Origin of the sequence: Streptomyces sp. NPDC058864, from assembly GCF_042742985.1 — a bacterium.
Taxonomy (GTDB): Bacteria; Actinomycetota; Actinomycetes; order Streptomycetales; family Streptomycetaceae; genus Actinacidiphila.
On sequence record NZ_JBHYMQ010000088.1, the window covers coordinates 17,291 to 31,032 of the forward strand.

General features: G+C 68.8%; 16 protein-coding genes. 11 read left to right on the top strand and 5 right to left on the bottom strand.

Going from position 1 to position 13,742, the window contains the following annotated elements:
• Nucleotides 1-977: 977 nt before the first annotated feature.
• Both ACFW3D_RS37660 and ACFW3D_RS37665 read right to left on the bottom strand, forming a co-directional pair.
• A complete protein-coding gene (locus ACFW3D_RS37660) occupies nt 978-1,646 on the bottom strand; it encodes an Asp23/Gls24 family envelope stress response protein (RefSeq protein WP_500512380.1) in 669 nt (222 codons plus the stop codon).
• A complete protein-coding gene (locus ACFW3D_RS37665; protein WP_500512382.1) occupies nt 1,637-2,215 on the bottom strand; it encodes an RNA polymerase sigma factor in 579 nt (192 codons plus the stop codon). Before ACFW3D_RS37665 ends, ACFW3D_RS37660 begins: the two co-directional genes overlap by 10 nt.
• A 212-nt stretch (nt 2,216-2,427) precedes the next feature.
• Between ACFW3D_RS37665 and ACFW3D_RS37670 the strand changes: the two genes are divergently transcribed.
• The 7 genes from ACFW3D_RS37670 to ACFW3D_RS37700 all read left to right on the top strand — a co-directional run bounded on the left by ACFW3D_RS37670 (nt 2,428) and on the right by ACFW3D_RS37700 (nt 7,482).
• The gene (locus ACFW3D_RS37670; RefSeq protein WP_500512384.1) at nt 2,428-2,919 is read left to right on the top strand and encodes an Asp23/Gls24 family envelope stress response protein; all 492 of its coding nucleotides are present in this window, start codon (nt 2,428-2,430) and stop codon (nt 2,917-2,919) included.
• A gap of 97 nt (nt 2,920-3,016) precedes the next feature.
• Nucleotides 3,017-3,205, top strand: a complete 189-nt coding sequence (locus ACFW3D_RS37675) for a hypothetical protein (protein ID WP_500512386.1) — start codon at nt 3,017-3,019, stop codon at nt 3,203-3,205.
• Between the two features lie 251 nt (nt 3,206-3,456).
• Nucleotides 3,457-3,615, top strand: a complete 159-nt coding sequence (locus ACFW3D_RS37680) for a hypothetical protein (RefSeq protein ID WP_500512388.1) — start codon at nt 3,457-3,459, stop codon at nt 3,613-3,615.
• 243 nt (nt 3,616-3,858) lie between these two features.
• On the top strand, nt 3,859-4,359 hold the full coding sequence (locus tag ACFW3D_RS37685) for a DUF6286 domain-containing protein (RefSeq protein WP_500512390.1): 501 nt from the start codon (nt 3,859-3,861) through the stop codon (nt 4,357-4,359).
• A 19-nt stretch (nt 4,360-4,378) separates the two neighbouring features.
• Nucleotides 4,379-4,984: an alkaline shock response membrane anchor protein AmaP gene (locus tag ACFW3D_RS37690; protein ID WP_500512392.1), complete on the top strand. Its 606-nt coding sequence runs from the start codon at nt 4,379-4,381 to the stop codon at nt 4,982-4,984.
• A gap of 217 nt (nt 4,985-5,201) precedes the next feature.
• Nucleotides 5,202-6,032 carry a DUF2382 domain-containing protein gene (locus ACFW3D_RS37695; RefSeq protein ID WP_500512394.1) on the top strand — a complete coding sequence of 277 codons (831 nt, stop codon included), beginning with the start codon at nt 5,202-5,204 and terminating at the stop codon, nt 6,030-6,032.
• 103 nt (nt 6,033-6,135) lie between these two features.
• Complete coding sequence (locus ACFW3D_RS37700; protein WP_500512396.1) at nt 6,136-7,482, top strand: DUF2254 domain-containing protein; 1,347 nt, start codon at nt 6,136-6,138, stop codon at nt 7,480-7,482.
• A 672-nt stretch (nt 7,483-8,154) separates the two neighbouring features.
• Here the strand turns inward: ACFW3D_RS37700 and ACFW3D_RS37705 are convergent.
• Nucleotides 8,155-8,337, bottom strand: a complete 183-nt coding sequence (locus ACFW3D_RS37705; protein WP_500512398.1) for a hypothetical protein — start codon at nt 8,335-8,337, stop codon at nt 8,155-8,157.
• A 590-nt stretch (nt 8,338-8,927) separates the two neighbouring features.
• Nucleotides 8,928-9,569 (bottom strand): carbonic anhydrase, encoded by a 642-nt coding sequence (locus tag ACFW3D_RS37710; RefSeq protein ID WP_500512400.1) that lies wholly within the window; start codon nt 9,567-9,569, stop codon nt 8,928-8,930.
• A 591-nt stretch (nt 9,570-10,160) separates the two neighbouring features.
• Between ACFW3D_RS37710 and ACFW3D_RS37715 the strand changes: the two genes are divergently transcribed.
• Nucleotides 10,161-10,400: a hypothetical protein gene (locus ACFW3D_RS37715; RefSeq protein ID WP_500512402.1), complete on the top strand. Its 240-nt coding sequence runs from the start codon at nt 10,161-10,163 to the stop codon at nt 10,398-10,400.
• 341 nt (nt 10,401-10,741) lie between these two features.
• On the opposite strand, the gene ACFW3D_RS37720 is transcribed toward ACFW3D_RS37715, so the two are convergent.
• On the bottom strand, nt 10,742-10,885 hold the full coding sequence (locus ACFW3D_RS37720) for a hypothetical protein (protein ID WP_500512404.1): 144 nt from the start codon (nt 10,883-10,885) through the stop codon (nt 10,742-10,744).
• Between the two features lie 279 nt (nt 10,886-11,164).
• Between ACFW3D_RS37720 and ACFW3D_RS37725 the strand changes: the two genes are divergently transcribed.
• Genes ACFW3D_RS37725 through ACFW3D_RS37735 form a run of 3 tightly spaced genes read left to right on the top strand, consistent with a single transcriptional unit; the run spans nt 11,165 to nt 13,268 of the window.
• Nucleotides 11,165-11,731, top strand: coding sequence for a TetR/AcrR family transcriptional regulator (locus tag ACFW3D_RS37725; RefSeq protein ID WP_500512406.1), 567 nt, complete (start codon nt 11,165-11,167; stop codon nt 11,729-11,731).
• Nucleotides 11,728-12,456: an ABC transporter ATP-binding protein gene (locus ACFW3D_RS37730; protein WP_500512408.1), complete on the top strand. Its 729-nt coding sequence runs from the start codon at nt 11,728-11,730 to the stop codon at nt 12,454-12,456. The genes ACFW3D_RS37725 and ACFW3D_RS37730 overlap by 4 nt, the downstream gene beginning before the upstream one ends.
• Nucleotides 12,457-12,479: 23 nt before the next feature.
• Nucleotides 12,480-13,268 (top strand): ABC transporter permease, encoded by a 789-nt coding sequence (locus tag ACFW3D_RS37735; RefSeq protein WP_500512410.1) that lies wholly within the window; start codon nt 12,480-12,482, stop codon nt 13,266-13,268.
• Nucleotides 13,269-13,742: the final 474 nt, after the last annotated feature.

Here is a 13,742-nt window from a genome sequence, read left to right on the forward strand (position 1 = left end):
AAATTTTTTTGGTGGGCTGCGTCTTTTGTTTATACGTCACTGATTTGGTCGGCCTCTGTGAAACCTGGAGTCGCGTCCCCGCCCCCTCCCACCCGGGCGGGGACGCCCCGAAGGGGGGGAGCGACCTGCGCTCGTGTGGCGGCGTTGGCCCGTTGCCGTCGGTCTGTCGGGCCTTTACCACCTGCTGTCAGGGCGCTGGGCACTTTGCCCGGTGACAGTCCGTAATGTGCTTGAGCCAGTCCCGAACGGCGAGCAGAGTGTCCTCGGAGGGGTTGGCCTACGATTTCGGGTCTGTCGAGTGGCGTATTGGCCTCGAGATGTGGGGGCCTGGGATTCGGGGGATCGTTGGCGATCGTGAGCCACGATGTGACGGACGACCTTGTCCCGGCGGCAAGCCCGCACATGGTCGACAGGCTGTACTGCAGGGGCTGGCGCATGAGGTCGCGCTTATCAGGCAATGGATTGAGTTCCGCTCGGTTGAGGTCCGCAGCTCGATAGTGGACCTGCCGGACGGTACCGTCCGTTGCCGGATGTATGTCATCGCGGAGAGGGAGTAAGCGGCATCTCGAGGTCGGAACGGCCTCGCATGTCATCACGGGGTCTTGTGCCAGCTGGTGTTTTTGTGATCTGGGTGACGGTCACGGTCACACTGAGGGCGTTTGCGTCGTCGTGAGGTGCAAGGAGAGGGGCCAGGGAGGTGCGGGCCCGGTCGTGGACGGTGCGGGCGACGTCGACGGCTCGGTGTCCCTTGGCCAGAACGCAACGTATCTCCACCTGCCAGACGGAGTTGTCCGGGTCGCGGTGGACGTGGACCCCTGACAGGGGTGAGGCGATGCCATCGTCTGTAGTTCCCGGGATCGCGCGTGAGGCGGCATGGGCGAGACGGCTCGCGAGGCTGGGCTGCAGCGCAAGGACGCCGTTGACCGCCAGTGCGGCCTCAGCGCTGGCGTGGCGAATGCGTGCAGGGCTGCATGTGGTCATTGGTTCTTGTCCGGTTCATTGTGGGCGGGGTCCGGGAAGTGTGGTGTCTCGGGCGTGGGGGCAACCTCAATGACTTTGATGTCGATGGATGCCAGCACCAGCCCCAGTTCGTGGTCGGCGGCTTCTGCTACCGCACGGCGTACGTGTTCGGCCGTCTCCGGCAGAGGGCGGTCCAAACCGGCCGCTATCGTCATGCTCACGTGCACGCCCTCTCCTGGCTCGGCAGGGGTGAGGTGGCAACTGGCCGTGGTGACGCGGGGAACCTGATCTGCCGCGCGCCGCAAAGCGGCCGCGGCGGTCTGTTCCGCGATCTGCAGGGTGCGTGTGGGGTCGTCGAGGCGAAGCAGGGGTCCCAGTCGCACTTCGTTACGAACGATGTTCATGATGCGGGAGACGAGTTTGTGAGTGCTGGGTGGTTCCTGGTCTCGTAGCGCTGTGGTTGCCTGGGCCAGCGCCGCGAGCCCCTCGATCGCGTCGCGGCAGTGAGGACAGTCAGCGACGTGGGGATCGGCGGGGTGGCTGGTGTCCCTGGCCTGTTCCCAGGCATGGCGGAGGGTTCTCCCACATGTGAGCACTTCGTCACCGGTGCGGAGCCGGACCTGCTCGAGAGCCGAGTCCTCTGCCGGTTCTTGCGACGGCGGGGGAGGCTGGTCGTCTAGTGCCATGGGCCCAGCGCCTCCTTCAGGGCTGTCCGGGATCGATGCAGCCGCCCGCGGACCGTCTGCTGGGAGGTGCCGGTGGCCTGGGCGATCTGCGCACAGGACAGGCCGTGGAGTTCTCGCATGATCCAGCAGATCCGCTGCTTCGGTTCCAGCGCGGCGAGAGCGTTCACCAGTGCGTCGGTGAGGGCGTCCTGTTCGGCGGCCCGCGCGGGTGAATTGCGTATGCCGGGGGCGGCGGGTTCGGCCACCGAGTTCAACGGTACCGGGGCCGGGCGGCGGCGCAGGGCGTTCAGGCAGCGGTTGACGGTGATGCGGTACATCCAGGTGCTGAACGCCGAGGCGTGGCGGAACTCAGGCAGGCGTCTCCAGGCGCTGACGAATGCGTCCTGGACGGCGTCCTCGGCGTCCTCGGCGTTGCCCAGGGTGTGGAATGCCAAGGCGAGCAAGGGCCGGCTGTGGCGCTGCACCAGGATCGCGAAGGCCTCGTCGTCGCCTTCCCCGGCGCGCGTCGCCAGAAGATCATCCGGTGCGTACTGCAAGGTGTCGGGCACAACCTGGGCGAGCGGTCGCAAGGAGGGGCCGGAGCCGGCTGCTGCTTGGCTCGGGGGAGCGTCGGGGCCGCCGTGCCTCATGACCGCACCTCCTCCCTGCGATGTTACATGTGCCCGACTTTTGCTGCTTGATGTCGGTTCTTCTGATTGTGTGACGTTTTGCCTTTTGGGTGTGTCCAATCTGTTGACGGGCGCCGCACCGGTGCTCGCAGCGATTGATCGAGGCGATTGCCATGACGGAGACCACCGATCGCCGTCCTGCCAGTGGGCAGGACGGCTCCCCCAGGACCGGTAGCAAGCTCAAGGGTCCCACCGGCACCGACGCGTCCCCCGAAACGCGAGGCAAGACCACCATCGCCGACAACGTGGTCGCGAAGATCGCAGGAACTGCTGCCCGCGAGGTGCCCGGTATCCACAACCTCGGTGCAGGCATGGCCCGCGCGATCGGCGCCATGCGCGAACGCGTCCCCGGCGCCGGGAGCACCAGCATCACCCAGGGCGTGAATGTTGAGGTCGGCGAAAGTCAGGCCGCACTGGACCTCGACATCGTCGTCGAGTACGGCTACCCCATCGTGGATGTGGCGGCGGACGTGCGCGTCAACGTCATCTCCGCCGTGGAGCGCATGACCGGACTGCAGGTCGTCGAAGTGAACCTCGTCGTCGACGACGTGAAGCTGCCCGATGAAGAAGACGAGGGCGAACCGGCCGAAGGCCGCGTCCAGTGACGTCCGGAGGCAGGTGAGTGACCCTGCCTCCACCGGCCCGAAGCCGGGAAGCACGCGCCCGAAGACGGCGTACGACAGCTAGGACAGGTGAGGGAGTATGAATGCAGCAACCGTGGGCTTGGCGGCCGGCATGGCACTGGGATTCGCCGGCTACTTCGGCGGCTTCTGGGCCTTTCTCCTGGTGGCGGCCCTGGGCGCGATCGGTTTGGTCGCAGGCCTCGTCCTGCAGGGCGACGCCGATGTCTTCACCCGGCGGCGGGACGCGGCCGGACGGCGGTCACAGTGAGTACCATCGCTGGTCCCGCCGCATCATCCGGGCGTCCTCTTGACGGGTCAACGGACGACGGCCGAAGCCTTCCGCCGCCTGCCGTGCGTGGTGCGACGGCGATACCCGACCGGGTCGTAGCCCGCATCGCCACTCGCGTCACAAGCAAAGCGCTCCACCGGCTCATCGGCCCCCGACGGGCGGGTGCGGATCTGTCCGCACCCAATGCCCGCGCGACCACATACGGCGGGACGGCACAACTGGCGTTGACGGTGGACCTCCCCTACCCCGCTGACATCGCCGCCACCTGCCGGCAGCTGCAGCGCGAGGTCGCCGAAGGGGTGGCCCAACTGACCGGTCTGGACGTCCGCGACGTCAGGCTGACGATCCGGCGCCTGGCCACCGTCGGTGGCTCCGGGCGCGTTCAGTGACCTCATCCGCCCCAGCATGGCCGCACGCAACCAGTCGATCGTCACGCACCGATCAAGGAGTTCCCCATGACTGTCCGCTCCGGTATCGCACCGCCCGGCCGCCATGCACCGCGGCCCAAGACCGAAGGAGACGCGGACTCGGGCCGGCCCGGCATCCGTGTTCCCGCGGCGAGGTCGCCGGCGCGCGACAGCCGCGGGGCAAGGTCACCTCGCCTGTGGTCGGCACGCCGCATCCCGGCCACCGTGGTCGCTCTGGTGGCAGCCTGCGCCTTCGGGGTGACGCTGTACGACGTGATCGCCGTGCGTGCCGGGCAGCGCGCCGGGGCGTGGCGCACCCGCCTCGCAGAGGAGTTGGCCAGCCGCCCGATCGACGACCTGTGGATGCTGCTCGGCGCCGCCGTCGCCGTCCTCCTCGGCCTGTGGCTGCTTCTCCTCGCGCTCACCCCAGGCCAGCGCCGGCAGTTGCCGCTGCGAGCCCCCGACGGCTGTACCGGACTGCATGCCTGGATGGACCGCCAGGGAGCCGAACTGGTGCTGCGCGACGCCGCGATGCGGGTCCCCGGCATAGCCCGAGCCCGGGTCCGAATCGGACGCCGCCGCGTCACCGCCCGAGCGGACGTCCGCTTCCGCGACCCGGCAACCGTCCACGACGACCTCACCCACGCCCTGCAAGACCAGTGCCGCCAGCTCGCCCTGGCACATGCCCCACGGCTGGCGGTCCGCCTACGACACCACACCCGCTGACCCCGCCCGGGAGCGCGCCATGAACGGCCGATCCACACTCAACCGCCTCCTCCTGGCCATCAGCGGCCTGGTGCTGCTCGGTGGCGGGCTGCTGATCCTCACCGCAGCTGTCGACCTCTACCGTCGGGTTCACGTGGCTGCGCCCGCCGGCTGGCCGCTGACCACGCACAATGACGTCCTGCTCAGCAACGCCGACCGGATCCGCTGGAGCGACCAGGGCTGGTGGTGGCCCGCCGTCATCGCCGCCCTCACCCTGGCGACCGTCCTGGCCCTGCTGTGGCTGCTCGCCCAGTTCCAACGCCACCGTCCCGGCTCGGTGCACCTGGGCGGAACGCCTCCGCCCGACGGTGTCGAACTGCGCGGCAGCGCACTCAGTGACGCCGTCGCGGCCGAAGCAGGCGCTCTGCCGGGCGTCGCGCGGGCGGCCGCCCATATGACCGGACGCCCGGCGCATCCGCGGCTCGACGTCGCTGTCACGCTGACGGATGATGCCGCACCCGCCCCGGTCCTGCAGGCGCTGTGTCGCGGCCCCGTGGCGCACGCACGCGAGAGCACCGGGTTGACCGAACTGCCCACCCGGGCGCGCTTCGACGTCGGACGACACAAAGCACGCCGCGCCGAATAGGGCGATGCCATCCACACGTCACTACAGGTCGGCAGCGACAAGGCGAGGGTGCCTCGGGTGGGTGCGTTGCGTGGCATGGGGGAGCCTGGGCCGGAAAAGCACTTCCGGTGTTGATTTTTTGTCAGCCTTTCAAATGTTATGTCCCCCGAGTGGCGGGCAGTCGAGAGTTCGAACCGGGGGAGGACTGAATGGCCTAGAAGACTCTGGAGGTTGAGTCATGATTGCCCGTGAGCGCATTGCCGCAGTGCTGGACCATCCCGTCTACGACGCCAGTGGCAGCAAGATCGGGGACGCCAAGCACCTGTTCCTGGACGACGCCACCGGCGTGCCTGAGTGGGTGAGCGTGAAGACCGGCCTGTTCGGCTCCGGGGAGTCGTTCGTGCCGATCAGGGACGCGGAGGTGGTAGAAGACCATTTGCAGGTGCCGTTTTCCAAGGACCAGATAAAGGACGCTCCGAACGTGGACGTTGACGCCGGGGGGCACTTGTCTGTGGAGGAGGAGCATCGGCTGTACGACCACTACGGCATCGACTGGGACGCGGCCTGGCAGCGGGTACAGCAGTCCGGTCACGGTGGCTCGGCCCGCGTCGAACCTGGTGCCGCCACCGATTCAGACCGCGACCTCTCCGTTACCCCGAGTTCCGATGACGCGATGACGCGTTCGGAGGAGTACTTGGGGGTGGGTATCGAGCGCCGCGAGTCCGGGCGCGCACGTCTGCGCAAGTACGTCGTCACCGAAGAGCAGCAGATGACCGTTCCGGTGCGCCACGAGGAGGCCCGCGTCGAGCGGGAGCCCATCACCGACGCCAACCGGGACGCCGCCCTGTCCGGTCCGGACATCACCGAGGCCGAACACGAAGTGGTCCTGCACGAGGAACGCCCTGTGGTGGAGACCGAGACACGGCCGATGGAGCGGGTGCGCCTGAGTGCTGAGGAGCGTACTGAACAAGAGACCGTGCACGGCCGGGTCCGCAAGGAGCGCATCGACATCGAAGGCGCCGACGACAGCGGCTCGGGTACTGGTGGGGACGATGAGCGTCGGCGATGAAGCCCGGCCCGTTTTTGTCTGCAGCGTGACCGCCTCTGTGCCCGCCCGGCCCCATCCCCTGGGCGGGCACGGATCGGTGTCCTGATCCGGGAGGAGGGGTGTCGTGGGGTCCCTTCCGCTGGCGCATGACGCGCTGCGTAGCCGGTTGTGGCCGCTGCCGGCACTGGGGGTAGTCCTCGCTGCTGCTGCAGGCGTGGGTCTGCCCCGGCTGGACGTACGGATTCGGCACGACTTGCCGCCCTCTGTTACCGAGTACCTATTCGGAGGCGGCCCCGAAGCCGCACGCACCGTGCTGGCGGCGATCGCCGGCTCTCTGATCAGCGTCACGGCCCTGACCTTCTCGCTCACAGTGGTGACTCTGCAGCTGGCGAGCAGCCAGTTCTCCCCGCGTCTGCTACGGACGTTCAACCAGGACCGCTACGTCAAGACCACGCTCGCACTGTTCCTGGCGACGTTCACCTACACACTGACCGTGCTGCGCACCATACGCACCGAGGCCATCGGGCAGCCGATGTTCGTTCCGCAACTGTCGGTCACCGTGGCCTTCCTTCTCGCCCTGGCGAGCGTGTTTGCCCTCGTGGCGTTCCTGTCCCACCTGGCGGGCAAGATCCGGGTGGAGACGATGCTGCGGGACGTCCATGCCGACGCCGACGCCACCATCTGCAGACTCCTGTCGAAGGCCGACGCGGCCGGCGCGGACCGCACCACGTGGCCGCAGCCACCTTCCGACGCACTGCCTTTGCGCGCCGGGGCCTCAGGCTTCCTGGCTGCCGTGAACGAGAAGGCACTCCTGGCGGCAGCGGTCGACGCGGACGCCGTCGTCCTGATCGACCGCTGCCCGGGAAGCTCACTCATTGCCGGCACCCCTGCCGGAGCCGCCTGGCCCCGCACCGGCGGAGCACTGGCCTCCCACCAGCAGAACCGCCTGATTGAGGAAACAGCTCGTGCTCTCTCCACCGAGGCCGAGCGCACCCACAAACAGGACATCGCCTTCGGCTTGCGCCAACTTACCGATGTCGCGAGCAAGGCGCTCTCCCCGGGCATCAATGACCCCACCACCGCAGTCCACGCCCTCTCCCACTCCTCCGCACTGCTGTGCGAGCTGTCGAAGCGCGACCTGTCCCCCCGCCTCCTGCACGACGACCACGGCCAGCTCCGCGTCGCACTGCGCCGCCCGACGCTGGCTGAACTGCTGCACCTCGCAGTGGCCCAGCCCCTTCGGTACGGCGCAGCGGACCCAGAGGTCCTGGGCCGCATCTACATGCTGCTGCGCGAACTGGCCTGGCACAGCACACCCGAGCAGCGTCCTGCCATCGTCGACTACCTTGAACGAGTACGTGCCACCGCCGCCGCCCAGGATCTTCACCCCGGTGAGCGTGCTCACCTGGACGACCTCGCCGACCATGTCGACCAAGCACTAACCGGCCACTGGTCCCCCAGCGCCCCCTGACAGACAACTCGCGCCATCCCGCGCGGTCCAGCGGCGTTGGGCTGGCGCCCGTGGCGATGCGTGCCACTGCGCTTGCCACGGCCTTCGGCCGCAGTTCCATCCGATTCACATGAGGATCACCGCAGCGGGCATCGTCAGGGTCTGTTTTCAGCAGCTCGCGGATGACGAGCTCGAACGCCCTCCACCGCCCCCTTCACGATGCCGATAGACCGGCCCGGCGGCTGGTCGCCCGCGTTTCACCGCGTTCTTCGAGATGTCCAAGTGCGTCGATGACGGCTGAACTCCGCCGACGCCTGGGCACCGGTCCCCAGGCGGGTGCTGAGCGCGCGGGAAACCGCGGGCGGGCGTGCCCCGGCCTCGGCGAAGGCGCATCCTGGAAGGGCGGCCCTGCCGACAACCTCCGTTCGAGTTCCCCACGGTGGGCCGTTGGCGGTCCGTCCGGTCCTGCGAGTTGGTCCATGCGCGAGGCCGGACGGACCGCCCAGCGTGAAGGAGGGCCCCGCGCGCCTGGAGGGCCCGTGGCCGTGCCCGCAGACAAATGGGGTGAGGGTAACCGCCACCGCTCTACGCGTTTGGGATCTTGCGCATTGTGTCCCGAGTCGTATATGGCTGCATGCTGGAAGTGCGGTTCCGTCCATGCAGGAGACGTCATGCTCAGGACGGGGCCGCCCGTCACTCGTCTGCGTCGAGCGGCTCGTGCCCCTGTCGCTCCGGCTCGATCTGCGTGCCCTGTTTGGGGTCGTCCACCCCCAGGCACCTCAAGGTATGGAGGAGGTCCCCGGCGCGGCGCAGCGCCGGGGACCCCTCACTCAGCTGTTCGTCGGGGATGGTGAGGACGACTCCTACCCGACTCACGTCTCCAGCGTGCCTCCTGGTGTGCCAGGGCGCATCCTGTAGGGGGCTCCGCTCTGACGTACCTCCGTGCATACGCATCCAGGGCGGGGCCCCTCGGCCTTGGCGCGCGCCGCGCCCGGCAAGGGCGCATCCTGGAAGTGCGGCCTCGCGGCGATGTCACCGCTGGACGGGGCCGCCACCGGTAGAGGAGAGGGGCTCTCGCCGCCTGTGGGCTGCGCGGCGAGGGCCCCGGGTGTTCCCCAGGCGGTCCCGCCCGGCATACCTCCACATCCATCGGGCGGGATCGCTCGAGCAACCTGCCGGGCAGCCGGGGTCCGCCGGATGCGATACCGGCTTGAGGCTGCGTGATGTCGCTCGGAACAGCATCTGGCTGCGGAGGCGGACGTTCCGGGACAGATGCTTGCTCAAGGCGACTCTCCGTACTCACACACGGGGTGAGCCCCCGCCCCTGCGGGCGGTATCCAGCGACCGCACACGTTCGTGGGGTCCAAGGTCGTGGACGGTGGGAAGCGCCTTGTGACGTGACCGTTCGTCGTCGGCTCCGGTCGTCTCCGGCCGGGGCACATCGGGGGCAGCCACGGCTGGGATGGTCAGGACGCGGCGGGGACTGCTGCGTCGAGGCCGCGGGTGGCGACGAGCTGTGCACTGCCGTCGGCCAGCCGGTAGGACAGCCCCACCACACCGAGGCGGCCGGCGGCCACCCGCTCGGCCAGGACGCGGGAGCGTTCCAGCAGCAGGTCCACGGTGTGCTCGATGTGCTCGGCCAGGATCTCGCCGGCCTGGTCGCGTCCGGCGGCGCGGGCTGCCAGCACGCTCGGGGTCACCCGTTCTACGACGTCGCGGACGAAGCCGCCGGGCACCCTGCCGCCGTCGGCTGCCGCACGGGCGGCCGCGATGGCCCCGCACGAGTCGTGGCCGAGCACAACGACGAGCGGGGCGTCGAGCACGCTCACGCCGTACTCGATGGAACCGAGGACTTCTGCACCGGCGACGTGCCCTGCGGTGCGCACCACGAACAGGTCGCCCAGGCCACGGTCGAAGATGATCTCGGCGGCCAGCCGGGAGTCGGAGCACCCGAACAGCACAGCGAAGGGCTGCTGGGACGGTGCGATCTCGGTGCGGCGGGTGGCGTCCTGGTTCGGGTGCTCGGGGGTTCCGAAGACGAAGCGCTGGTTACCGGCCATGAGCAGCTCGAAGGCGTCGCGAGGCATCGGGTTCTGGATCTCGGTCATGGCGGCAGCCTACGAGCGGGCACCGGCCGTCGCACGGCCTGGTCCCGGCGGAGTTCGCCGGATCGGGCCACGCTGACGGCCTTGTGATCACCCCCAGGCGCCGGGCGAGGGCAGTCTCGGTGCCAAGCCTCAGCGCGCGCGACGGTGCTGCCCCGCCCCGTACGGCGACCGGTCCCGGACCCTCCGTTCGTCGTTCACATCCGCGCAACGAGCCAGGCGCCGGCCGCGCTGTCGGCCGAACGAGGCATGACTGAAGGGTTCTATGGCCCTTTGCGTGCGTCGCACCCGGGTCCATGCGCCCCCGGGAGCCACGCGAGAGTGTGCTTGGGATAGTTCCACGACGCAGCCCCGGGTGCGTCACATCCATACGAATAGCCAAAGCTTCTGCACCTGCATGTCGCCGCGTGTCAGCGGGCCGCTCATGGCGGCACCCAAGGGCTGAACTGGAGCCCCCGCGGGGAGACCAGCGCATTGGTTCGATTGGGAACGCTAACGGGCAGACCGACGGTGGCGTGCTTGATGGGAACGGCCTGAGCGCGTGGCTGTCTGTAAGGCGCCTGGATCTCTACGGAATGACAGGGGAGGCCAGCAGTGACCACGTTTGCCAGTTGCGAACTGGAAGCAACCGACCTCCTCACCGAGCGTCTGCGGAACCTGCATTTCCGTCGGCGGCTGGAGGACACCAGCGCGACGTGGGGGCTGGACTTCCCGTCTTTCACAAGGCGTGTGCAGATCATCATCGCCATCGGATTGTTCAGCGCTCATCACCGTCGGGCGGAGGCAGCAGTCGCTGACCAGCGGCAGCCGGACTGGTCGCGCTTCAGGGCCTGACCCCGGTGGAGTTGTTCGGCGTTCTCCCGGCCGAACTCGGGGAGTTGTCCCCTTTGGTTGGGTGGCTGCGAACTCTCTCGATCGGTCTGACGGCCCGCTCAGCGATCCTGTGGGAGCGGCTGATTCAAGTGGCCCGCGAAGTCCTTGATCCGGACGGCCAGTATCCCGGCACGTACCAGCTGCCAGTGGACGCACAGGACGCGGCTCCCAGGGAGGCCACCCTCACGACGGGGCGGCCTCGGTCGAAAGCGTGAGTACTCAGACGACCTCTCGCGGACGCCCGGAGGCCGGGCTCCCCGATCGGCGGCAACCCCGGCTCGTGACACTGGCGGTGACAGCGGTTACCGGCGCATGTCGAGGGCGTCGAGTTCCGTCGGCCGGTCGTCGGTCAGCTTCCCGGCGCTCCGGCGGGTGTTGTTTATGAACACGAACTGGCCCGGCTTGATGTCGGTCATGGTTTCGTCGGCTTCGGTGAGCTGTTCCATGTGCGGGGCGGTTGGAGGCCGTTCGCGGGCGTGGAACTGCCGGTCGGCGCGAAGGTTGACGCGCGCTTGTCCGCCTTTGTGCGGGGCCTGGTGGCCTCGCCGGCGGTTCTGCAGGGGAGAGGTGGAGCATGTTCTCCAGCATCCAGGCCTGCGCGGGCAGCAGCTGGTTCCACGTGAGGCGCTGCGCCTGGATCCACTGCGCCGGTCCTCGCCTGGATGCCGACCTTGCCGGGAGTGGCTGGTTGCTCACCCTTTAATGTTAGCGACTAACATTAAAGGGTGAGCAGATACGACCGCACGCACGAAATCCTCCGCACCGCCGCCCTCGAGCTGTTCGCGGCCCAGGGCTATGACTCCACCACGACCGCGGCCGTAGCGGAGCGTGCCGGGGTCAGCGAGATGACGCTCTTCCGGCACTTCGCCACCAAGGAGGCACTGCTTTTGGAGGACGCCTTCGACCCGGAGGTCGCCGCCGCGGTCCGCGCCCGGCCGCTGCAGGAACCCCCGATGCGCGCGGCCGCCGAAGGCATCCGCGCGGTCTGGCGACGGCTGCCCGAGGACCAGGTGGAGTCTGTCCGCGAGCGCATCCGGATCATCGCCGGTGCCAAGGGACTGCAGGGCGCGATCGAGCGGAACAGCCGGGCCACCGTGGACGCCCTCGTCGGGGTGTTGCGCGAACGCGGCGCCCCGCAGACCGAAGCCAGAGTCGCGGCGAGCGCCGTCATTGCGGGACTGAGCGTCGCCCTCCTCGACTGGGCAGGCGACGGCAGTACGGCGGCGGTGGCGGGTGCGGCCGGGCTGCGAGATGTACTGGACCGCGTCCTGGACATCTTGGGTGGCCGATGATGAGCCTCATCTTCGAGGGCGTCGGTGTCCGCTACCCGGGCGGCGCGGGCGTACACGGCCTCGATCTCACCGTCGGATCGGGGGAGATCGTGGCTCTCATCGGCCTCAACGGCGCCGGGAAGACAACCCTGATGCGCCTGGCACTGGGCATGCTGCGACCGGCCGCGGGCGTCGTCCGGATCCTGGGCCGTCCGCTCGACGAACTCCCGCGCGCCGAGTGGGGCCACGTCGGCAAGCTCGTCGAGGTGCCGTCCGCCTACCCTGAACTCACCACACGCGAGAACCTCCGGATCGCCGCCCGGCTGCACGGAGCCACACCTGCGACAGCGGAGGCGGCCCTCGACGAGTGGCACCTCGGCGCACTCGCCCACCGCCGCTTCGGCCGGCTCTCCCTCGGCAACCGCCAGCGCGTCGGCCTCGCCGTAGCGCTCCAGCACTACCCGCGCCTCATCGTCCTCGATGAGCCGAGCAACGCCCTCGATCCCGCCGCGGTCCTCCTGCTCCGTGATGCCCTGACCCGCAGGGAGCGGGCGGGGGCCGCCGTACTCGTCAGCAGCCACCATCTCGACGAGGTCGCCCGAATCGCCCACCGCATCGTGATCATGAACGCCGGGCGGCTCATCGGAGACCTCGACCCAGCGGGCGCCGACCTCGAACGGGCCTTCTTCGCTCGCCTCCTGGCCGACGACGAAACCCGAACCCGCACGAAAGGAAAGGTCCTGTGACGGCCACATCCGCGGTGACGCCTATGGCCACGCGAACCGCACTGGCCGCCGCGTTCCACTGCGAGCTGCGTAAACTCGCCCGCTCCCGAGTCGGCGCGCTCGGCACCGCGGTCATCGCCGGCGGCATCCTGACGATCACCGCAGGCACCAGTGTGGCTCTCGCGGGAGGCACCCCCGAACTCGCCGCGAAACTCGGCCCGACCGCCACCGTGGACTGGCCAGGGCTGCTCACGATGGTCGCGCAGATCACCGGAGCCGGCGGGCTCCTCGGCTTCGGCACCGTCCTGGCCTGGATGTTCGCCCGCGAGTTCGCAGACGGCACGGTGGTCGGCCTCTTCGCCCTCCCGGTGAGCCGCGCCCAGACCGCGGCCGCGAAGCTCACCGTCTACGGGCTGTGGCTGGTCGTCCTGAACACGCTGCTCGTCGCGGGACTCCTCGTCCTGGGACTCCTGCTCGGCTACGGTCTTCCGGACGCCGCCACCTGGTCCGGAATCGGCCGTCAGTTCCTCCTCGGCCTGCTCACCGGGCTCGTCGCGCTGCCCGTCGCCTGCGTCGCAACCGTCTCCCGCTCGCTCCTGGGAGGCGTCTCGACTGCGATCGGCCTCGTCGTCATCGCCCAGGTCGGCGTCCTCGCCGGCGCGGGCGGCTGGCTTCCCCTCGCCGCGCCCGCCCTTTGGACGATGGGACACGCCGCGCCCGGCGGCCCGATCGCGCCAGCGACGACGGCGCAGCTCACGGTCAGCGTCATTTTCTCGCTTGCCTTCGCGGCGCTGACCGTGCTGGTCTGGTCCCGTCTCCAGCTGCGGCGCTAAGACACGACGGACTGTTACCAGCGCATGCCGGCGGCGGCGGCGTTCGTCGGACTGCCCCCTTCTTGCGCAGGATCCGGTACATCGTGGACGGAACGTGGCGGGGTGGCGCGGTGTCTTCATTGTGGTCGGATTCGGGTGACCGACGAGGAGGGCAGACCAACGCCTGCAGTGCAAACCTCTCTTGAGCCACTCCCGTCGGCGGCTGCGGCCGGGTCGCACGCCGTTCGAGGGCCAGCCCGCGGGCGGCAGGTGTAACTTGCGCGACCCCTGCCACAGCCTCGGACATCATGGCTGCAGACCACGATCTCCGGTGCCGATTCAACACGTTGGGATGACTCTCTGATCGCCTCCGCTTGACACAAAGAGGTGCCGTTCTTTGGGCTCTGTCTCACATTCGGTGGTGACGGAGAGTTGCGAGGGTCGTTGATCTTCATGTGATGGATGTCAACGAGCTTGTGCAGATGGTGTTTTCGG